The organism is Janthinobacterium sp. CG_23.4, assembly GCF_029892305.1.
In the GTDB taxonomy this organism is placed as follows: Bacteria; Pseudomonadota; Gammaproteobacteria; order Burkholderiales; family Burkholderiaceae_D; genus Janthinobacterium; species Janthinobacterium lividum_D.
Genome location: NZ_JARXUX010000001.1, coordinates 52,969 through 72,391 on the forward strand (window position 1 = coordinate 52,969; position 19,423 = coordinate 72,391).

16 protein-coding genes and 2 pseudogenes are annotated in these 19,423 nt (G+C 54.8%); 7 read left to right on the plus strand and 11 right to left on the minus strand.

Annotated elements, in window-relative coordinates; genetic code table 11:
- Nucleotides 1-24: 24 nt before the first annotated feature.
- Together H4V96_RS00235 and H4V96_RS00240 are read right to left on the minus strand one after the other, a co-directional pair.
- Nucleotides 25-1,532, minus strand: a protein-coding gene (locus H4V96_RS00235) for an IS3 family transposase (protein WP_280721166.1) whose coding sequence is annotated in 2 segments (ribosomal slippage) — nt 25-1,115 and nt 1,115-1,532 — 1,509 coding nt in all. Because the reading frame shifts where the segments join, the coding sequence is not laid out codon by codon here.
- A gap of 74 nt (nt 1,533-1,606) precedes the next feature.
- On the minus strand, nt 1,607-2,413 hold the full coding sequence (locus H4V96_RS00240; RefSeq protein ID WP_280720631.1) for a hypothetical protein: 807 nt from the start codon (nt 2,411-2,413) through the stop codon (nt 1,607-1,609).
- Between the two features lie 206 nt (nt 2,414-2,619).
- On the opposite strand from H4V96_RS00240, the gene H4V96_RS00245 reads away from it, so the two are divergent.
- Nucleotides 2,620-4,127, plus strand: a protein-coding gene (locus H4V96_RS00245) for an IS3 family transposase (RefSeq protein ID WP_280721167.1) whose coding sequence is annotated in 2 segments (ribosomal slippage) — nt 2,620-3,037 and nt 3,037-4,127 — 1,509 coding nt in all. Because the reading frame shifts where the segments join, the coding sequence is not laid out codon by codon here.
- Nucleotides 4,128-4,713: 586 nt separating this feature from the next.
- Here the strand turns inward: H4V96_RS00245 and H4V96_RS00250 are convergent.
- From H4V96_RS00250 to H4V96_RS00260, 3 genes and pseudogenes are all read right to left on the minus strand, one after another.
- Entirely contained in the window at nt 4,714-5,319 is a 606-nt protein-coding gene (locus H4V96_RS00250) for a hypothetical protein (protein WP_280720632.1), read from the minus strand.
- Between the two features lie 344 nt (nt 5,320-5,663).
- Complete coding sequence (locus H4V96_RS00255; protein ID WP_196856370.1) at nt 5,664-6,170, minus strand: ImmA/IrrE family metallo-endopeptidase; 507 nt, start codon at nt 6,168-6,170, stop codon at nt 5,664-5,666.
- A 168-nt stretch (nt 6,171-6,338) separates the two neighbouring features.
- Nucleotides 6,339-6,530: pseudogene (locus tag H4V96_RS00260) on the minus strand (IS5/IS1182 family transposase); the annotation flags it as partial.
- Nucleotides 6,531-7,824: 1,294 nt separating this feature from the next.
- On the opposite strand from H4V96_RS00260, the gene H4V96_RS00270 reads away from it, so the two are divergent.
- The 3 genes from H4V96_RS00270 to H4V96_RS00280 are packed head-to-tail and all read left to right on the plus strand — an operon-like array spanning nt 7,825 to nt 10,116.
- The gene (locus H4V96_RS00270) at nt 7,825-8,619 is read left to right on the plus strand and encodes a TIGR04255 family protein (protein WP_196856371.1); all 795 of its coding nucleotides are present in this window, start codon (nt 7,825-7,827) and stop codon (nt 8,617-8,619) included.
- A gap of 12 nt (nt 8,620-8,631) precedes the next feature.
- Nucleotides 8,632-9,267 carry a hypothetical protein gene (locus H4V96_RS00275; RefSeq protein ID WP_196856372.1) on the plus strand — a complete coding sequence of 212 codons (636 nt, stop codon included), beginning with the start codon at nt 8,632-8,634 and terminating at the stop codon, nt 9,265-9,267.
- 9 nt (nt 9,268-9,276) lie between these two features.
- The gene (locus H4V96_RS00280) at nt 9,277-10,116 is read left to right on the plus strand and encodes a hypothetical protein (RefSeq protein ID WP_196856373.1); all 840 of its coding nucleotides are present in this window, start codon (nt 9,277-9,279) and stop codon (nt 10,114-10,116) included.
- 228 nt (nt 10,117-10,344) lie between these two features.
- Here the strand turns inward: H4V96_RS00280 and H4V96_RS00285 are convergent, their stop codons facing one another.
- The 4 genes from H4V96_RS00285 to H4V96_RS00300 all read right to left on the minus strand — a co-directional run bounded on the left by H4V96_RS00285 (nt 10,345) and on the right by H4V96_RS00300 (nt 14,510).
- Entirely contained in the window at nt 10,345-10,530 is a 186-nt protein-coding gene (locus H4V96_RS00285) for a hypothetical protein (protein WP_196856374.1), read from the minus strand.
- Nucleotides 10,531-10,636: 106 nt separating this feature from the next.
- Nucleotides 10,637-11,206 carry a recombinase family protein gene (locus tag H4V96_RS00290; RefSeq protein WP_196856422.1) on the minus strand — a complete coding sequence of 190 codons (570 nt, stop codon included), beginning with the start codon at nt 11,204-11,206 and terminating at the stop codon, nt 10,637-10,639.
- A gap of 1,465 nt (nt 11,207-12,671) precedes the next feature.
- Nucleotides 12,672-13,115 carry a hypothetical protein gene (locus H4V96_RS00295; protein WP_196856375.1) on the minus strand — a complete coding sequence of 148 codons (444 nt, stop codon included), beginning with the start codon at nt 13,113-13,115 and terminating at the stop codon, nt 12,672-12,674.
- A 675-nt stretch (nt 13,116-13,790) separates the two neighbouring features.
- Entirely contained in the window at nt 13,791-14,510 is a 720-nt protein-coding gene (locus tag H4V96_RS00300) for a hypothetical protein (RefSeq protein WP_196856376.1), read from the minus strand.
- Nucleotides 14,511-14,844: 334 nt separating this feature from the next.
- Between H4V96_RS00300 and H4V96_RS00305 the strand changes: the two are divergent.
- From H4V96_RS00305 to H4V96_RS00315, 3 genes and pseudogenes are all read left to right on the plus strand, one after another.
- Nucleotides 14,845-15,028, plus strand: a pseudogene (locus H4V96_RS00305) (ISL3 family transposase); the annotation flags it as partial.
- A gap of 2,155 nt (nt 15,029-17,183) precedes the next feature.
- On the plus strand, nt 17,184-17,552 hold the full coding sequence (locus H4V96_RS00310; RefSeq protein WP_196856377.1) for a hypothetical protein: 369 nt from the start codon (nt 17,184-17,186) through the stop codon (nt 17,550-17,552).
- Between the two features lie 277 nt (nt 17,553-17,829).
- A complete protein-coding gene (locus H4V96_RS00315; RefSeq protein ID WP_196856378.1) occupies nt 17,830-18,342 on the plus strand; it encodes an HAD domain-containing protein in 513 nt (170 codons plus the stop codon).
- 337 nt (nt 18,343-18,679) lie between these two features.
- Here the strand turns inward: H4V96_RS00315 and H4V96_RS00320 are convergent, their stop codons facing one another.
- Both H4V96_RS00320 and H4V96_RS00325 read right to left on the minus strand, forming a co-directional pair.
- Nucleotides 18,680-18,988 (minus strand): helix-turn-helix transcriptional regulator, encoded by a 309-nt coding sequence (locus H4V96_RS00320; RefSeq protein ID WP_280720633.1) that lies wholly within the window; start codon nt 18,986-18,988, stop codon nt 18,680-18,682.
- 57 nt (nt 18,989-19,045) lie between these two features.
- Entirely contained in the window at nt 19,046-19,285 is a 240-nt protein-coding gene (locus H4V96_RS00325) for a hypothetical protein (protein WP_196856379.1), read from the minus strand.
- Nucleotides 19,286-19,423: the final 138 nt, after the last annotated feature.

Below are 19,423 nucleotides of genomic sequence, written 5' to 3' on the forward strand. Positions count from 1 at the left end.
TGTCAACAAAGATGTCGCGTCAAGTCATGCAGCTTTTCTTAATTCCTCTGGTGGTTTCCGTTCTGGATTCAGCCAGACTTCATCGTTCAATTCCCAATCCCGCGTAGTCCCGGCCCAGCGCTCAGGATGGCGTTGTTTGGCGGCCTCGTAGACTTGCTTGCGGTATTTTAGGATCGCTCCGTCCCGACCATCATGGCGCTGCGCAGGCGTCACGAATTTCAGGCCGCTGTGCTTGTGCTGATGGTTGTACCACTGCACAAATGACAGCGTCCATTGTCGCGCCTTTTCGATACTTTCAAACGGTTTGCTCGGATAGTTTGGCCGGTATTTGCAAGTCCGGAACAGCGACTCGGCGTAGGCGTTATCGTTGCTCACACGGGGTCTGCTGAACGACGGCATGATCCCAAGCTTTTCCAGCGTCGCCAACATTGTGGAGCCTTTCATTGAGCTGCCATTATCCGAGTGGAGCACCACCTCACGCCCGGCCAGCCCCTCGGCCAAGCTGGCCTTGCGCATCAGCAGCGACGCCATTTCCGCAGACTCGGCGACGTTCACTTCGTGCGCGACGATCTTGCGGCTGTAGACGTCAAGAACCATGTACCAGTAAAGATACAAGCCTCGCACGCTGGTCGGCAGCCAAGTGATGTCCCACGCCCACAAGCGGTTCGGCTCGGTTGCGCAGTGGCTTGTGACGACCCTTGTGCTGGGCTTCTTGGCTCGGCCGCGGTGATGCTGCTGCTTCTCGTCTTTCAATATCCGGTAGACGGTCGATTCTGATGCTAGATACTCGCCCCGATCAGCCAAGGTCGGCACGATCTGGCTAGGTGGACTACTGGCAAATTCAGGGCTGTTGGCAACCTTCACAATCTGCTGGCGTTCCTCTTCGCTCAATTTGTTGGCCGGTGCCACGCGCCGACTGCCTTTGCGCCCGTCCGCCTGACTGCCATCACTGCCCTGCATCCAGCGCTGGTAGGTTCGAAGGCTGATCTCCAGCGCACCACACGCCTGCGCACGGCGACATCCGCCGTCAACAGCTTCTTCAACTAGCGTAATCACTTGCTGGCGATCTGGGGCGCAGATCAATCGTCCTCTGGCTCCCCCCAGATCGCCTGGGCTTTTTTTCTGAGAATGATCAGCGCCGCCGCCTCCGCCAGTGCCTTCTCTTTACGCTGCAAATCCTTCTTCAATTGCTTGATTTCCTTGCGGTCGCTTTTGCCTTGCGCGCGCAGTTCGCGGTGACGCTCGGCCGGCGCTTCATTGGCCTGCTGGCAGGCCTCGCGCCAATCGGCAACCTGCTCGACGAACAAGCCTTTGCTCCTGCAGTATTGAGCCAGTTCGGCCTCGTTCATGCGTGCTGTCTCCAGCACCACCCCAAATTTATCCGCCGACGACCACACCACGGCATTCTTTCCATTTCCCGGCACCGCCACTCCCTGAGATTGTAGATTTCGTCGCCAAGTATAAAGTGTCTGTTCCGAGATACCATTCTCCTTCGCCAAGGCCGATACCGGCCTGTTCTCCGGCGGCATCATTTGCCGAAGGATGGCTTCCTTGCGCTCTGCTGGATACTGATTCACTATACGTCTTTGCTCCGCCCCCGGATGGATTAAAGTGATTCAAGTGACGCGACATCTATCCTGACATAGGGGGCTTTCTGAACTCGAACTTTTAGTCCGGCGTTCACAGTGAAATCATCGTCATAGTTTACTGATAACGAAAATTTCGACAGGCCAAATTTCATTCGGCCTTGCGCAACTGCTTGCCAGGTTGGTTCATGCTGAAACCATACAAGATCCTCGGGAATTGAAGGCAGACTGTCATTTTTTAACTTAGCTTCGAATACTAGAGAGTGCCCACTTTTCGCGGACTGGCCAAGGCTAGCGTCTACTTCGGCCCCTGCTAATGGAGTCGAAATTTTGGCTGAAAATTCTCTAGACCAACCGCGCACATGCTCGACAGTAATCGTTTTTGCCCCAAGGGACATTAGTAGCATGATGGCTTCAGAGAATTTATGTTCGAACGCCATTCGATGAAAGGTAGCCGTTGTGTAGTAAACGGAGGGTTTCGCAGGGTGTGCGACGTAAAGCGTCTGCTGACGAGGATGCCCCGGGGGAAATTGAATTGATTGCGCCTCAGTCGTTCCTATTTGCAGAACGTTTAATCCGCTTTCTCGTGCCTTCGCAACTGCATTAATCGCCTCTATCGTAATGGTGATGATAGGTCCATATGGTAAGAAAAACGCTGACTTAGCGACGCGTGCAGCTGCAGCCTTCCAGTCGAAAGGTCCATCCTCAGGTGCTAGATTTTGTGTTGGTCGACGTGATGCTGCTGCTACTTCGTCTGGCTGAACAACAATCAGCTGTCGCTCTGATGACGGCAAATTTCGGAAATCTTCAGGTGGAATATTATTCATAATTTTTTATTTCTTAGGTGACTACTAAATATACTTCACCACCTAATCCTAATGGTTCGCTTAAATACACTGATTCGGATCGCACCATCCCCCTATGTCAGGATAGATGTCGCGTCACTTGAATCACTTTAATCCATCCGGGGGCGGAGCAAAGACGTATAGTGAATCAGTATCCAGCAGAGCGCAAGGAAGCCATCCTTCGGCAAATGATGCCGCAGGAGAACAGGCCGGTATCGGCCTTGGCGAAGGAGAATGGTATCTCGGAACAGACACTTTATACTTGGCGACGAAATCTACAATCTCAGGGAGTGGCGGTGCCGGGAAATGGAAAGAATGCCGTGGTGTGGTCGTCGGCGGATAAATTTGGGGTGGTGCTGGAGACAGCACGCATGAACGAGGCCGAACTGGCTCAATACTGCAGGAGCAAAGGCTTGTTCGTCGAGCAGGTTGCCGATTGGCGCGAGGCCTGCCAGCAGGCCAATGAAGCGCCGGCCGAGCGTCACCGCGAACTGCGCGCGCAAGGCAAAAGCGACCGCAAGGAAATCAAGCAATTGAAGAAGGATTTGCAGCGTAAAGAGAAGGCACTGGCGGAGGCGGCGGCGCTGATCATTCTCAGAAAAAAAGCCCAGGCGATCTGGGGGGAGCCAGAGGACGATTGATCTGCGCCCCAGATCGCCAGCAAGTGATTACGCTAGTTGAAGAAGCTGTTGACGGCGGATGTCGCCGTGCGCAGGCGTGTGGTGCGCTGGAGATCAGCCTTCGAACCTACCAGCGCTGGATGCAGGGCAGTGATGGCAGTCAGGCGGACGGGCGCAAAGGCAGTCGGCGCGTGGCACCGGCCAACAAATTGAGCGAAGAGGAACGCCAGCAGATTGTGAAGGTTGCCAACAGCCCTGAATTTGCCAGTAGTCCACCTAGCCAGATCGTGCCGACCTTGGCTGATCGGGGCGAGTATCTAGCATCAGAATCGACCGTCTACCGGATATTGAAAGACGAGAAGCAGCAGCATCACCGCGGCCGAGCCAAGAAGCCCAGCACAAGGGTCGTCACAAGCCACTGCGCAACCGAGCCGAACCGCTTGTGGGCGTGGGACATCACTTGGCTGCCGACCAGCGTGCGAGGCTTGTATCTTTACTGGTACATGGTTCTTGACGTCTACAGCCGCAAGATCGTCGCGCACGAAGTGAACGTCGCCGAGTCTGCGGAAATGGCGTCGCTGCTGATGCGCAAGGCCAGCTTGGCCGAGGGGCTGGCCGGGCGTGAGGTGGTGCTCCACTCGGATAATGGCAGCTCAATGAAAGGCTCCACAATGTTGGCGACGCTGGAAAAGCTTGGGATCATGCCGTCGTTCAGCAGACCCCGTGTGAGCAACGATAACGCCTACGCCGAGTCGCTGTTCCGGACTTGCAAATACCGGCCAAACTATCCGAGCAAACCGTTTGAAAATATCGAAAAGGCGCGACAATGGACGCTGTCATTTGTGCAGTGGTACAACCATCAGCACAAGCACAGCGGCCTGAAATTCGTGACGCCTGCGCAGCGCCATGATGGTCGGGACGGAGCGATCCTAAAATACCGCAAGCAAGTCTACGAGGCCGCCAAACAACGCCATCCTGAGCGCTGGGCCGGGACTACGCGGGATTGGGAATTGAACGATGAAGTCTGGCTGAATCCAGAACGGAAACCACCAGAGGAATTAAGAAAAGCTGCATGACTTGACGCGACATCTTTGTTGACAACTACCGCCATCACTGAAGTCCGCTTTTGGTTGAACTCGGCTGGTGACCATGGAGGATAACATCTTGCTCATCGGAAAAATACGCGAAATTTCTCAGCTCGTCACCAACAAATACATCCCGCCACCGTCGCTGAGCTTGTCGCCGGCAGGTGCACCGCTGTGCTTGACCTGTCGAATGCCTGTATCTGTCAGTGCCATGGTATTACCCTCTGTTGGTATGCGCTTTGCGGCTTCTTGCCGATACCAACAAAAGTGCCATCATTTTGTTGGTATTCCATGATACGCGGTAACACGGGGCAACATAACAAAAAACCCGCTTCCCCTATGAAGGGAGCGGGCTTTGAGACTGCGTGATACGGGGTAAAACATGTTCTTGGTGCCGACTGCCGGTTTCGAACTGGCCACCTAATGATTAAAAATTTTTTTGTTGCAACAACAGCAGATGACATTACGTAACAAAATTAATAGCTTATGTACAAGTCGCTAACTCTGTACAAACACTGTCTAACAACAGCGTCGACAATCGGTTGACTGTATAGCTCCCCGATATATCGCCGTTTCGCTATTTCTTCTCAAAGAATGGGGAAAACAGTTCTTTTAGTCGCTTTCCGAACTCATAGAGGGGGATAGCGTAACCGGATTCCTTGCTAGCGCCGTCCACATCAGGATTTTTTCCTGAGTCAGATTTTTTTGATGGGTCGTATGGTTCTAAAGCGAGCGCAGAACGAAGGATGGCTACGGTAATCACGACGATTGCAATCACCAGAATCGAAATCACAGCTACAGATGATGTGCTGAGGCTAGTCTGGTACGAAGAAATCATCTTGTACAAATGGGCCTGATCGCTTAACTCAGGCTCATCCCCATCCTTCAGCTGCGACGAATCGATATTTGTTTCTTTGCTATCTTTGGCGTCAGCCTTAGCCTTCGAGGCGACTGTTTTCCCGACAAGCGAAGAGGGCGCTGTTGTTGCGGCTACAATCGTTGCAGTCGTAGTGACGGGTTTAGCCTCAACCACTTTGAGCAAGAATGCGTTAGCGCCGCCGACGTGTGTACTAAACGCGCATACCACTGTCCACAAAAGATACAAGAGCACACCTACTGGAATTGCTGCAGCAAGCGCGAACACATAATGTATACGTCGAACGACCTTTACGTCATTAGCCACTAGGGTTAAGGTACTAGTAACTCTCCCCTGCAGTGAACTATTACTATTTATAGAACCTTCGGATTGATCTCCGGCACCTGCGGTTGGCGTACCCGGCTGAGGCGTGTTACCGGCACCTTGGTTTGGCGCACCCGGCTGAGGCGCGTTACCGGCACCTTGGTCTGGAGTACCCGACTGAGATGAATTTCCTGCACTTGGGTTTGATGTACTTGACTGAGGTGCGTCACCGGCACCTGGGTTTTGCGTACTAGACTCAGGTGAGTTTCCGGCACTTGGGTTTGGCGTGTTCGACTGAGGTAAATTTCCAATACTCGGGCTTGGCGCACTCGACGGTTCCATACCACTCATAAAAGTAAACCAATATTATCGAGCCTGTAGCCCATTGCTAAAGTTGACACGCCGAACAAATTTGCAATCTCCTCAATTGAGGAGGCATGGCCGCTCATGACGACATCGTGAACGGTATCAGCGGGCATTAAGATCTCGGCCGCGAACTGGTTCGCCGCGCGCTCACGCGGGTCTCTAGTACCTGTCGTGAAGGAATCGGGATAATCTCGTGGAGATGTACCGTGTTTAAGGACGTAATGACCTAACTCATGTGCGATCGTAAAACGCTGACGCGTAAATGAGTCGTATCCATTGAACTCGATCAGTGGGATTCCATTTTCGGTGTTAGAGGCATCCCTAAAGTAACCACTGAACTGAAATTCCGGGTCGGTGCGCCTTATTACCTGTAAACCCATCCGCCGTGCAATATCATCCACTCGGATCGGCAGACTACCATCCCAATGCATGTGTAGCACGTCCTCAGCGGCCCTACGAGGGTCGCTATAGCTGTTGGCGTAGTACATGATGTGATCGCAGAAAAGGCATGAAGTAATCGTGATAGTAACACAGTGTGACTACCACGCCATAGTTGTCATTGTACTAAGATTGTACGGGATTTCCAATGGTGGAAATCCCGAAGGCTTTGATGCACAAATAAGCTCAGAGCGTAATACCCCTTTTCTCCGGCGCAATTAGGCCATGGCCACCGCCGTCGGCGTGCCGAGTCGAGTGAAGTAATTGAGGATTGCTGCACGCACTTGAAGCTCAGCGACCTAGCGGTCGGAATCGCGCGCCATCACCCGCTCGCCGAGCAGCTTAAAACTGCGCATTTTAGTTTCCACCAGGTCGCTACTGCGCCAGTGCGCCACCTGTTCACGCCAGATCGCTGCAGATGTTCGTGGATTTGCCATGAAGTTCCTTGAAATGAAAACCTCGATTTTACCGACGAGGGCGTTGGCGTTACAGGTGGAATGGTTGGACGCTTACGGTAGAGCACCGCGGGAAACTGCATGAGAGTTGTGCTCGGCTCTTGAGGCCGGGTGGGGGACAAGTGCCGAAAGGCGCTTGCATATTGACTGCGCGTCAGGGGCGACGTCTATACGGAACAGTATTCTTGGGCTGGGGTCGTGTCCCGGCGTTGTCGGACATGTGGCGGACAATGCGGCGCTGACCATTGAGGTTGGCCTGTTGTCCGGCGCTCAAATTTCGAGGCGATGGATGGATCAGCAACAACCGCGAGCAGTACAACACCAGATGTTAAGTTCTCAATCTTGGCAGGGCTTCATGCCGCTTGACCTGGAGCGGCGGACACATGTCGATACTGCATGTGCTGCTTACCACTTGGGGAGAAAACCGCAGACATTGCGGGTATAGGCGTCCGCCGAAAATGGGCCTCTGCGACCGGTTCGGGTGAACGGCCGGCTGGCTTGGCCGGTAGAGGCTATCCGGCGCGTTCTTGGTGCTTGAGAGAAGGGTGTCGCACCTGTGCATGCGACTTATTCGATAAGAGCCCTTTTGGGCTCTTTGGTCACCTGTGCATGGTGCGACAGGCCGCTGGTTAGTCCGGCTTGATTGATCAAGCCGGGTTACACAGGGGTTACATGGCGTCCAGAAAGCAAAAAGCCCAATCCTGAGGATTGGGCTAAGTGCTTGAATTTATTGGTGCCGACTGCCGGTTTCGAACTGGCCACCTGATGATTACAAATCAACTTCAATACCATGTAATCAAAAGAAATTTTCAATAAAATCAATGACTTAAATTACCCTGCTGTACCGCATTTTACCACTATTTACCGCAGTCACTGCAGCAGAATTGCAGCAAAACAGCAAGGAGAGCTGACTGGCGGTAAGACGGCTGTCATCGAGGGCCCTGGCTCTTTGACTGCCCTCGTGCTCGAACGACGATTTGCTCAGCGATTGTTGTGAACGACATTTCATGGTTTTTTGACACTTAGCTAGTCAAGTTTATGTGTGCCATGTTCGTTTGTTACTGCGTTTGGCATAGCACCGCTCTGTGAGGAGTCATGACGTTTTGTTTTGCCGCCTCGAGCCATTCGCTCTTGCCTGAGGTCATGTCGAACGCAGAGCTTGTAAAAATTTGCGCTGCTTTCATTGGTAGAGATGTCAACCATAGTGTAAAGTGGCAGCTCGGACGTCAAGTACAATGTCGAGGACACCATGGGAACCAAACTAAACAACGCGCCCGTCTACTACACGGTCGCACAAGTGCAGTTCAATCCGGTGCTGGACTTGGATGGGTACATTCCTGCTATACAATCAAAGATGCGCGAGGCGCACTTCCCTGACTACAAAAAGGAAGTCTTCCAGCGGCTTGTGCTGCCGTTTAGCAATGCAGAGCAAGGCCAGATGGCGGCACCGAACATTACACCTCAGTCGCGCTACCTGTTCGGCGACATTGATGGGCGCTCGCTGTTCCTTCTAGAGACGAACGCACTGTCGTTCCAGACCACCCGGTACGACACCTTTGAGACTTTTTCTGCGACCCTGCTGATGGGCCTCGGTATTCTACATGGCGCCCTCCGCCTCGACTTTGTGGAGCGCATCGGCCTGCGGTACTTGGATGCGGTCCAACCGTCGAAAAATGGCGAGACCTTGAGGGAATTCCTTGTTCCAGAGGTATTGGGCCACTCGCTGCGCGGAGAGGGACAGCTTCAGCACTCGGTTAGTGAGACGAGCGTTCTGACTGCAGCTGGTCAACTCGTGTCGCGTGTCCTCATTCGGAATGGACATGTGGGGCTGCCGGTGGAACTGGGTGGATTTGCCCCCACCATTGACCCGCGATTCACCCAGCATGAGAGTCTGCATGCCATCGTTGATACGGATGCGTCCATCGCCCATCGGGAGGCGTTCGAACTCGCAAAGTTCGGTGCGCGTCTCACGGCGCTGCACGAAGACATCGTCAAGTCCTTCAATTCCACGGTCACTGACCACGCACGGGCCTCTTGGGCCTAAGGGAACGACATCATGAGCACTGCAATGACCTACGGCGGTTGGGTCACCGACCGACCGGCAGCGACGGGTGTTTCATCCGCTGTGTTTCGATGGGTGGGCTGGATGGCGGCAGCCGGTGCCGCACTGACCGGCCTTGGCACTGGGGGTGAACTATCGATTGAGCACCTGCAGCGCAGCATCCATCAGATGCAGCACATGGCGCCCACAGTTGAAGTCACCGATGTGGCAACGGTTCGTACCCCGGCCGAGGACCTTATTCGCATCCGCGAGGTCTTGAAGCCTGCTGTGTCCGACCTTGCAACCACCTTCGGAGTATCGCGTCAGTCTGTCTATAACTGGCTCAACGGAGAACCTGTTGCGGACGAGAACGCTGCCAAGTTGCAGGACCTCGCACAAGCTGCGGATGTGTTGGACCATGAGGGCATCACGGCCAACGCCGCTCTGTTGAAGCGCAAGTTCGCCAATGGTCGGACGCTGCTGCAGGTGGCCCAAGCTGGAGGGTCTGCACGAGATGCCACCCTGCAACTGGTGCAGTTGCATAAGCGCGAGATGGTCCAGCGCGAACGCATGGCAGCTCGGTTTGCGAATCGTGCGAAGACTCTGCCAAGCGCCGACTTCGACCTTCCGTCGGCTAACGACCATGCTTGAGGGGGAGACGTGGTCGAGTGGAACCGTGACACCCCATGGCGCCAAGGACATCTGCTAAGCAGCGATACCGTCGCGGCCTTGGGGCTTGGTCATGCGACCGAGCCTGAGAAGACCCTAGTCATCGTCGCCAGCCACGATTGCGACCTCGCGCAGTCGGCTGAAGGGGAGCCTAGCATTGAGGTCGTTATCGGCCGACTCGTGACGGACAAGGACGGTAACTGCACCCACGCCAAGAACGCTCGCAAGCTCCAGGTCGAGTTTGCTGGCGCTGCTGTTTTCTGGGCGGAGTTCGAGGCTACGGCCAAGGTCTCTGTCGACAAGCTGAAATTGAACGAGTTCGGTCCGCGCGCCGACGCGAACCTGTCCGGCGAGAACCATGCCATCTTCCAGATGTGGCTCGCCAGCCGCTATCGCCGCTCAGCCTTTCCCGATGAGTTCGAACGCCGCCTGACCTCGAAGCAGTTAAAGCTCCATGAGAAGATTGCCAAGGCGTTGAAGCCCCACGGCGAACTCATCGCGGGTGTCTTCTTCGACGTAGACGGGGGCGCAGAGCTCACGCGGGATGGCCCCGACGACACCTATACCCTCGACATCATCATCCTGCATGCGGCTGACCCAGACTTCGATGCGGCCGAGAAGGCAGCGATTGCAGCAGCCGACGCAATCCGGACGGCGTTCGAGGACAAGCTTTTCAAGCCTAGCAAGACATGGCAGCATATCGAACTAAGTTCCTGTGACGCAATCTCAGAATCTGTGCTGACTTACCAGCAGTTCAAGCTGTTGAAGCGTTGGCGGCTGGACCACATCAGCCTTGCCGCCGAACCCCAGCAGCCCGTGCTGGCCGACTAAGAACCAATGACTAACCATGATTGACCCGTTTCAATCATTGACCTTCACTATGCTGGCCAATCGCGGCGTTTACGTCGTCCTATTCGGCTCTGGCCTCTCGCGGTCGGCCCAGATTCCCACTGGTTGGGAAATCACGCTCGACCTCGTTCCAAAACACCGGTGGAACGTCAGCAGCTTCTCCGGCAAGGAAACTGTCACTGGGCGACCGTTTCCTTGCCGACGTCCAACTTACCCGGTCACCCTTTGCTCGCGCATGATGGGCCGGACTTCGACGAACTTTCGCGCTGGGCGATTGTCATTTGAAGGGGCAGCAATTTTCGCAAAAAGCGCCACAATGCTTTCTGTCTTCTCATCAGCTATTCGCTGGTCAAAAGTGTGATGCCTTCTTGCTAACGGGAATTTTTCCATTTGCATGCTTTCGCCGGTAGAGGCAACAATTTCGGAAATGTTAGCACGAACGTCTCCTGAAAGCCTGTCGTCGGCAGCCGACTAATAGAATGTTTTCTGACTCCGTTTGTCTTTACTTCGCTGGACGTCGGCCCGCAGCTTGTATGTTGTACAGAGTAGAACGTGAAACACTGAACTGCTTCGCAATTTCAGTAATCGACATTTCTCTGTCCTTCATCATTGCCAGGACGGCTCGTTGCTGCACCGTGCTTAGAACGCATCGTCGGCCGCCTACTCGGCCACGAGCCCGAGCGGCCGCCAAGCCGGCCAGGGTTCGTTCTCTCAGCAGCTCTCGCTCGAACTGCGCTAATGCCGCAAACATGTGAAAAACCAGTTTCCCCGCTGGCCCGCTGGTGTCGATGGCTTCCTTCAATGATTTGAACTTAACTTCACGGGCGTCGAGGTCGTTGATGATGTTGACCAGGTCTTGCAAGTTCCGCCCCAGGCGGTCAAGCCGCCAAACGACCAATGTGTCGCCCGCGCGAAGAGCCCTCAGGCAATGACTAAGTTCGGGCCTGTCGATAGACTTCCCGCTTGCTGTGTCTTGGTAGATACTAATTGTTCCGGTGTCGTGTAGTGCGTCACGCTGAAGGTCGAGCGTCTGCTCATTTGTGCTGACTCGTGCATATCCAAAAACTGCCATTGCGTACCCCTTTTTTAGACGCTGATTGATGGAGCGGATGATGAACATCCAAAGGGGTATAGCGCGATGTGAAAGTGATGAATTACAAACGTCCACAAAACCATCGTTTTCCCGACTCATCAGCCGTCCCCGTTGATGAAATCTCATTTGGCAACTCACCAAGCTGGATGCCTTCCTCGGCGCGTTGCCTCACAATCCGTCTCCTGCCAGCCGCTGGCCAAGGCAAATTGCTCGGCCCGAAGACTTGCGTCAGCCGATGCGTCAGTGCCGAGCTGACCGGGCGGCGTGGCGACCTCGTAAAAGCGTCGAGTGGTGCGCGCCCTCGGCTTGCCAAAGCGGCCTGTGCATAGGCAGCTGGCAGCGAACTGCGCGGCCCTTTCCGTGATGGCGCCACGAGGATGACGCAGCTTCTCGTGGCGATGGCAACAACACCCTCGGCGGAGAGACGGCAAGACTGAAGAAAACAGACTGTCATTGTCGTTTCAGTGATGGCGTCACGCGGGCAAGGATAGTTTTCGTGACGGTGCATTACATCAATACCGTAACGGTGTCATGAAGATAACTCAGCTCCCCATGGCGATGGCGACAAGACCCTCGGCGGTGTAGCGGCAAGACTGAAGAAAACAGACTGTCACGGTCGTTTCAGTGATGGCGTCACGCGGGCAAGGATAGTTTTCGTGACGGTGCATTACATCAATACCGTAACGGCGTCACGAAGATAACTCAGCTCCCCCGGCGATGGCGACAAGACCCTCGGCGGTGTCGCGGCAAGACTGAAGAAAAACAGACTGTCACGGTCGTTTCAGTGATGGCGTCACGCGGGCAAGGATAGTTTTCGTGACGATTCATCACATCAATACATTTATGCACCGTGATGCGCGCTATACCGTACATGCGAGACAAATACGACCACCTCACAATGTACCTGTTTACTGACGAAGCACTCCCACAAATGCCCAGCGCGCCGGCGCCCAAGCTTGGTCGTCCGAGAAAAGCGGACGCACTTAGCGATGCCGAGCGCGCCCAGCGCTACCGCGCCCGGAAAAAGGCCCGCTTGGCCGAGCTCAAGGATGAGACCAAGCCGGTAAACTCGACAGTCATAGACTTATCTGCGCTCGCCCCTTGGAAGCGCAGATAGAAGGTGTGGCCGCGATTCCAGGTATGTTTGGGCAGCCAGGAAAAGCGGCATAGGTAAGCGTTTGCACCCACTAGGCCACCCTGCGGGCGTACGATAGCCGGGGCCGGAAATTGCAGGACATAGCGTTGCTGTCAAAAAACGGCGACATAAGAAACTGAACCTGGTTGGCCGCTGTCTGCGCGGCGCTATACCCGGTTACTCGCCACGCTGACGGAGGTCACGCAAGTCCCCAGGCAGCGTCCCGTGTTTATGCAATCTGGTTGCCTAAAATAGGTTAGCAGAGTCGACGGCGACTGTAAGCCGCCGTGCCACTTGGAGAACGCGTGTTCAGTGTGTAATCGGACGCCAAACCATGTTGTCGTCCATGATTTCGATGCTCACATCTTCAAGCGACATTGACCCAACGTAGCCCAGCCAATCGACCGGATTCGCTTTCATCTTCTTTCCAGATTTTTCTAGCTTTCGCCAGACCGTAGCAAACATTTTCGCTGTTCTGCGCAGTTCCTCGCCGCGTATGAGGACAGCTGCGGAGATGCCGAACCGAACTAAGCCGCCGCCCACTTCGTATAGTTCTTTGACAGTCAGCACCCGTGTAACATTTCCATATTCATCGCCGAGCGGCTTCAGAGCGGACGGCTCGTATTTCGGATGAGTAGAGAACCACAGGATAGGCAGTTCAGGAGCACTCACACCGATATCGGAAGGCAAGAGCAAACCGCTTTGCTTGATGAGGTCGAATTTTTGTGCGGTGGTGTAGTGGTAAGCAATCATCTTAATCTCTTTTATCAATGGGTTAGCGAGACGATGTGCAGGGACATCGTCGCGGTCAAAGGATAAAAAGAGAGAAAAGCTCGCTTTTTGATGTGTCGGCCGTAGACAAGCGTCTAGGATGGCTTAATTTTGCCACATGGAAATTATTCTTGCAAGTCGTGGCGGCTCACCCGTGGTAACGCGTATAGCGTGAAGTTAAAAAAGTGACCTACCAGGACACTTCTTTCGCCGTACGGATGCAGCCCAGAACGGTGGATGCGCCGTGGCTGTAAAAGATTGTCTGAGTCGCCATGTCGCCCGCATCCGAAAGAGGCTAAGCGGTAGCGTGGTGACTCATCATCCAATCGGCAGATTTACGAGCGACTAACCGATACTGAAAAACTGTCCTAGTAGGACAGTTTTCATCGGGCCCGGGTAGCAGCCTGGGGTAATGGCAGCCGGCGATGAAAAAAGTGTCCTAGTAGGACAGTCTCTCAGGTCCGGAGCGCACCCACGGGCGACGCGCGACTGGCGCTGGAAAAAGTATTGATTTGACGACAAGAGAGCGTCACGGCCGGAAACAGGTAAGTCTCGCATTTCCGTCACTTCCAGCGGGGAGCAGAACGACCGCAAGCAAAAAAGCATGCATGAATTTCGGCTGCATGCTGCTCAGAATCGCCGAGTCGGCGGTGAGTTTTACTCTCTTTGATAGGACGTGTAATAGCAGCGTTCAAGTCCGCCAGACAGCTTGAGGCAATAGTCGATGTCCGCCAGTTGAAGGTCTCGGACACCTTCTCGCAGCTCTTCAAGGCCGGCTGCGTCTAGGATGCCGTACTTGACCGGGGCGCCGTGGTTGAAGATGATGACCATTGCCTCTCCGTCATCAAGCTCGACGACCTCGGGCCTTGCGTTGTGGTAGTACACAGACGGCGAGCACAGTGCTTCATCGCTGTCGGCAGCGATGGCTCGGGCCTCATGCAGGCTCCAAGGCTCGGCCGGGCTGAACTTCAAGCTCGACGCCTTGCAGCCTGCGACGTTGACTTCTAGGTCGTAGATGTCAGTAATCCAGTCACATTCCATCCAATCATTACCTTCGAGGAACCGCTTAAAGCCATCAAGGTCTGTGTGCGTCATGCCGCCGTTGTGCCCGATGTCTGCACTGTGAAGCAGAATTCCATCGCAGCGTGCCGTTGCAACACTGAACTCGTCGCCTACCCGGTCGAGCTCTTCGTCAGTGCAATTTGCTAGGGCAGCCAAGGCGGCCGCTTGAGGTGTGCGGTACACAGAGAAAAATGCACCCTGATACTCTTGGTTCGCGGTCTCGCCGACGTACTGTTCGTTGATGTAATCAGTGCCTTCATCGCTGCGGGCGAAAGCAATGCTGGTGTCAAAATCGATGTAAATGAATTCGCTCATGTCAAAGTCTTTAGTTAAGGGGAGCGGTGCCGAGATGCCTTTTTGACATGGATTTTTATGTCGAGTCGTTGGTTGATGATGAGCCAATCTAAACGTAAAAATGGTCTGTCGGCAGGCCGCGATACGAGCAGTATAATTGCTTTACGGAAATTCGCAAGTCCTTGATTTGATTAAATTTTTTGTTATTTTCTGCAATCGTAAAAATGCCCACTATTTCCAAGTTATTTTTCAGATTATTTTATTTTTAGTGGCACCGTAAATTGTTTCAAATTCGAAATAATATTGGCGTAATTTTTAGACTACTGGAGGGCGGCATCGGGCGCCGTACCATTTTTACAGCTCCGAGGTCGTGCGTGCCCGGCTCCTGTTTAAGAATCGGGGGCGCAGCCAGCCCAAGGCGGTTGTCGAGGACCTGATAAGCCGCCCCCACGCCGACTCACGAGTCCCTGATAGAGATGCTTGGGGACCGGTGTGGGTCGTGCCCGGGCGTGTTCGACGGCTGGATGCTTGAGGGCCACCGGGTGCCGCAGTGCCGGCGCAGGCCCGCCGGGAAATGCTCCGCTTTGTGAAGGATGCGCGCGACGCGCAGCTGTTCAAAGTTAGGATTGCGTAGCTTGTCCGTGGAGGACTCTCAGCCGTGAGCTGGGTGCTAATTGTTGGTATGCAGAACGCCTAGCCGGCGCTCGTGCGCGTGATTATTCCGCGCTGAATAATTTCAGGTTGGTCAGGTGGCGATTGTCCGTGGGGGACGCTAAGTAAGCGCGCGTAAATTCTTGTGATTTCTGGCTGCCATAAGGGGCGCTTTGCTGCGTTGCTCACCGCTAGCAGCCGCGGCGGCGGACCGGCTCTTACTGCGTCGCGGCGCGCGCCTTGCGTCGCATCCCCTTCTGTTCGATATAAATCACAAGAATTTCTGCACGCTTACTTAGAAGGACAGTTTTTGGTCACCCACCCGGCGCCAGGTCGAAGTCGCTGGAGTTGCGAAACTGTCCTACTAGGACAGTTTGTGGCGGCCGGCGCGGGGCCAGGTCGTTGGGGTTGTGAAAGTGTCCTACTAGGATAGTTTGTGGTGGCTGGCGCGGAGGCCGGTCGATTGTGGCCGGCACGGCGCCCGGAAGAGCTCGTTGGGGTTGCTAAAGTCTGCTACTAAGACAGTGTGTGGTCACCGGCGCGGCGCCAGGTCGTTGGGGTTGTGAAACTGTCCTACTAGGACAGTTTTTGGCGGCTGGCGCGGGGGCCGGTCGATTGTGGCCGGCAAGGCACCAGGTCGAGCTCGGTGGGATTGCGAAAGTGTCCTAGTAGGACAGTTTGTGGTCGCCGGCGCGGGGCCAAGTCGTTGGGGTTGTGAAAGTGTCCTACTAGGACAGTTTGCGGGGGCTGGCGCGGGGGGCGGTCGATTGTGGCCGGCAAGGCACCAGGTCGAGCTCGGTGGGATTGCGGAAGTGTCCTAGTAGGACAGTTTGTGGCGGCTGGCGCGGGGGCCGGTCGATTGTGGCCGGCACGGCGCCCGGACGAGCTCGTTGGGGTTGCGAAAGTGTCCTACTAGGACAGTGTGTTGTCACCGGCGCGGCGCCAGGTCGTTGGGGTTGTGAAACTGTCCTACTAGGACGGTTTGTGGCGGCTGGCGCGGGGGCGGGTCGATTGTGGCCGGCAAGGCATCAGACCGAGCTCGGTGGGATTGCGAAAGTGTCCTAAGTAAGCGCGCATAAATTCTTGTGATTTCTAGCTGCCATAAGGGGCGCGCTGCTGCGTTGCCCACCGCTAGCAGCCTCGGCGGCGGACCGTCTCGCTCTGCGTAGCGGCGCGCGCCTTGCATTGCATCCCCTTCTTCTGCTCGCCATAAATTCACAATAATTTCAGCACGCTTACTTAGCCGTGACCTGGGCGCTAATTGTTGGTATGCAGAGCGCTTCGCCGCTGCTCATGCTCGTGATTATTCCGCGCGGAATAACGCGCGGCCTTGGGTAGCGTTGGGTGGATGAGTCCACTCAGACATACGTCGCTGTGACCCATGAGCGGGCATTATTCCACGCGGAATAATTTTGTATTGGTCAGGTGGCGGTGGTCTGCGGAGTGCGCTCAGCTGGGCACCAATCGCCGATTGATGGCATGCAGGACGCTTAGCCGCTACTTGCGCGCGTGATTAGGCCAGAACGGCGAAGGCTCTTGAAGGAACATAGCTCCCGTCCGCGATGCCTGCAGCTCGCGCGCGGAGATGCTTATGCCGGGCAAACTGGCCCGGCCTGACAGGCGCTCAAGGGTAGGTGATTTGGCGTCCTCCAAACTGTTCAAACCAAAAGTGTCCTAGTAGGACACTTTTGGCCGGAAGTGAGAATTCGTCAGAAGCTGGACGGTGGCTTCATCAAATGCGAACCCCACCCGATAGCCTTCTCAGCACCCAAAACAACAGGTCGTATACCGCGCAAATGCCAATTTGCCAACCGACCTCTAACTATCGTTGACCTCAGAAACACGTGAATGCTATTTTGAAAAAGTAATTGTGTTCATCCCTTTCGCTCGCGATTTGCGCGGCCGAAGTTGCCTGAGCTTGCGAAGTGGGCGGAGCTGCTGAGCGCTGATGAGGTAGTGATGCTGGCGTCTACAGATGATTGTTAGGTGTAGCTCGGGCAGGCCTAGTAGCGTTGAGTTCGCTTAATGATGAGGGAGCATTTGATGTCAGAAACTTCAAAAACTGAAGCGCGCGAGATACACCTAGAATTTCCCGTTGAGCTGATTTTGGGTGCTATCGGAGGCACGCAGCCGAAGCTGTTGTTGAGCCGCGGCGCGAACGGGACTTATGCCAGCCCAAAAAGGTCGCCTGAAGAAATTAAGCATCGCTTCACGGTAGCGGACGACATCGTAGACCAGCTCGTGGCCTACTTCATGCGCAAGAAAAAAGAATTTCCCGATTGGACTGACGAAAAGAACTATGAGCGAATTCGTCTTGCTTTGATAAACAAAGCCGACGAGGGAAAGTGGCGCTTTACCGACGCTGAACAGGCGTGGATTATGGCCCGCCTGCGTGAGCGCAGCGCATCATGAAGTCTCCGCCTCGTACAGCATGCGAAAGCTCCATCAACGTCAGCGCGCACGAGCGCATTCGAGGTTGGCTGAAGCGCGTACACCAAGCGGAGCACTCGGCTCCTGAGTCGGACCAACAATCTGTGCGTGATGTACTTGGACGCGAATTACCGATTTTTTGTGCGTCTCAACTTCGGATTACGCCGCGGCGAACACCGGAGGATATTAGGCGTGCGATGTCAGACGGACGATTTGCAGAGATGACTCCGGACCTGGCTGGATATGACGACGATGAGAAATGAGCGACGATAAAGACCTACATCAAGACCCGCTCTGGGTCTGCTATTGTGATTTCGATGGTGTTACGCATGACGACGCGGTGTACTCTTCCCGACAGGGTGGCATACACATGCGTACTCCAGGCAGAACCCTATTCGAGTGGCTACCGATTCTCGAAGAATTGCTTGCGCCATACCCCGATTTGAAAATTGTTTTGAGCACCTCGTGGGTGCGGGTCAAAGGGTTTGAGTTCACGAAACGTCAGCTGACTCCAAGTTTGCAGTCGAGGGTCATCGGTGCGACATTTCATAAAAGAGAGACACAGAAATTCGACTTCGACAACATGTCGCGGGGCATGCAAATATGCGCTGATGTGCGGCGCCGAAGACCGACGCGCTGGTTCGCGATTGACAATGATGACCATGCTTGGCCGGCTTGTTGCCGTGACCATCTCATCAAAACGGAAGACCGTCTTGGGCTGAGCGACCTGGGTGTGCAAAATGCCATTCGGAAGGTCTTAGCTTCGTACTGACGTCTACGAGAATATCCCTTGCAGGTAGGTGGCCCTCATTGCACGGCGAAGCGAGGGGCAATAAAGTCGCTTCAGAGCGCTACTAGCGCGGGTCGTAGCGGCGCAGCCACAGCAATTGATTCTTCGGCCGCCAACGCTTCTGCGATGCGGTATTCCGCGTACTCCTGAACAAGCGGCAACTGTGTTCGCGCGGTTTGCATAGGCACCGGGCCGCGACTGCAGACTGTGTGGGGACCGGCCCCGAGTCTGGGACTGACGGGGCTTATGACTTCAATTGCCATGCCCTCGCGACTGCCCCGTTTGAGTCGGTGTCTTTCGCGGCCTGGGAAGGTCGTCTCTAACCGGTTTCTCTTTTCGACCTGCGAAGCTCAAGGTCTTGTAGCTTCCGGCCCAGCATGTCATCGCGCGCGACTCCATCGATGTCACTATCAAGCCCTAAGACACGCAGCGCACGCAGGTACGTACCCATCGCGATTGTTGGGTCGCCATTTTCCAGGCGCCGCAAAGTTTCGCGAGACACGCCCATGCGCTCGGCAAACAGTTCAGTGCCTATCAACCGGCGGCGGCGTGCCAACCGCAGACGCTCGCCTAGGTCGGCGAGCTGTTTGAGCGCGGTTGGGAACATAGCGAGAGTTTTCTTGGTCATGCCACATATATTAGCTAAATTTATATAAATTGGCCATTTTATATGGCATTGTCGGCTCTAATGAATTGTGAATAAAGTATTTTTCGGCCCGCTCTGTTGCTCGCAAAAAGCCGTTTGGGAGAGCGCGGTATCAAGAGTTCTCATCACTTTTGAGAAGTCCCCAATGATGAATACTTCTTGATACCAGAACATAGCTCCGGTGCGGGCAGTGGAATTGTGCGGCGCGAGAAGCATGATTCCGGCGCGACGTGACCGGGTAATGCCTACACGTCCTTGATAGTACGTGTCCACTGCCATTGAGTTCTCCTATTGGACGAGCCCGCTTGGCGGCTTTCTCAGTCCACGCGTACTTGATAGTACGAGGAAGAACACGCTAAGTTTCACCCAGTCGAGCTGGAACGACGGAAGTCATAGTCAAGATGCGCTGCCAGGCTC

Excerpts from the sequence above, each read along its gene's own strand:
- H4V96_RS00240 (WP_280720631.1), bottom strand. The coding sequence starts at position 2,413 with ATGAATAATATTCCACCTGAAGATTTCCGAAATTTGCCGTCATCAGAG.
- H4V96_RS00255 (WP_196856370.1), bottom strand. The coding sequence starts at position 6,170 with ATGTACTACGCCAACAGCTATAGCGACCCTCGTAGGGCCGCTGAGGAC.
- H4V96_RS00270 (WP_196856371.1), top strand. The coding sequence starts at position 7,825 with ATGGGAACCAAACTAAACAACGCGCCCGTCTACTACACGGTCGCACAA.
- H4V96_RS00275 (WP_196856372.1), top strand. The coding sequence starts at position 8,632 with ATGAGCACTGCAATGACCTACGGCGGTTGGGTCACCGACCGACCGGCA.
- H4V96_RS00285 (WP_196856374.1), bottom strand. The coding sequence starts at position 10,530 with ATGCAAATGGAAAAATTCCCGTTAGCAAGAAGGCATCACACTTTTGAC.
- H4V96_RS00290 (WP_196856422.1), bottom strand. The coding sequence starts at position 11,206 with ATGGCAGTTTTTGGATATGCACGAGTCAGCACAAATGAGCAGACGCTC.
- H4V96_RS00295 (WP_196856375.1), bottom strand. The coding sequence starts at position 13,115 with ATGATTGCTTACCACTACACCACCGCACAAAAATTCGACCTCATCAAG.
- H4V96_RS00300 (WP_196856376.1), bottom strand. The coding sequence starts at position 14,510 with ATGAGCGAATTCATTTACATCGATTTTGACACCAGCATTGCTTTCGCC.
- H4V96_RS00310 (WP_196856377.1), top strand. The coding sequence starts at position 17,184 with ATGTCAGAAACTTCAAAAACTGAAGCGCGCGAGATACACCTAGAATTT.
- H4V96_RS00315 (WP_196856378.1), top strand. The coding sequence starts at position 17,830 with ATGAGCGACGATAAAGACCTACATCAAGACCCGCTCTGGGTCTGCTAT.
- H4V96_RS00320 (WP_280720633.1), bottom strand. The coding sequence starts at position 18,988 with ATGACCAAGAAAACTCTCGCTATGTTCCCAACCGCGCTCAAACAGCTC.
- H4V96_RS00325 (WP_196856379.1), bottom strand. The coding sequence starts at position 19,285 with ATGGCAGTGGACACGTACTATCAAGGACGTGTAGGCATTACCCGGTCA.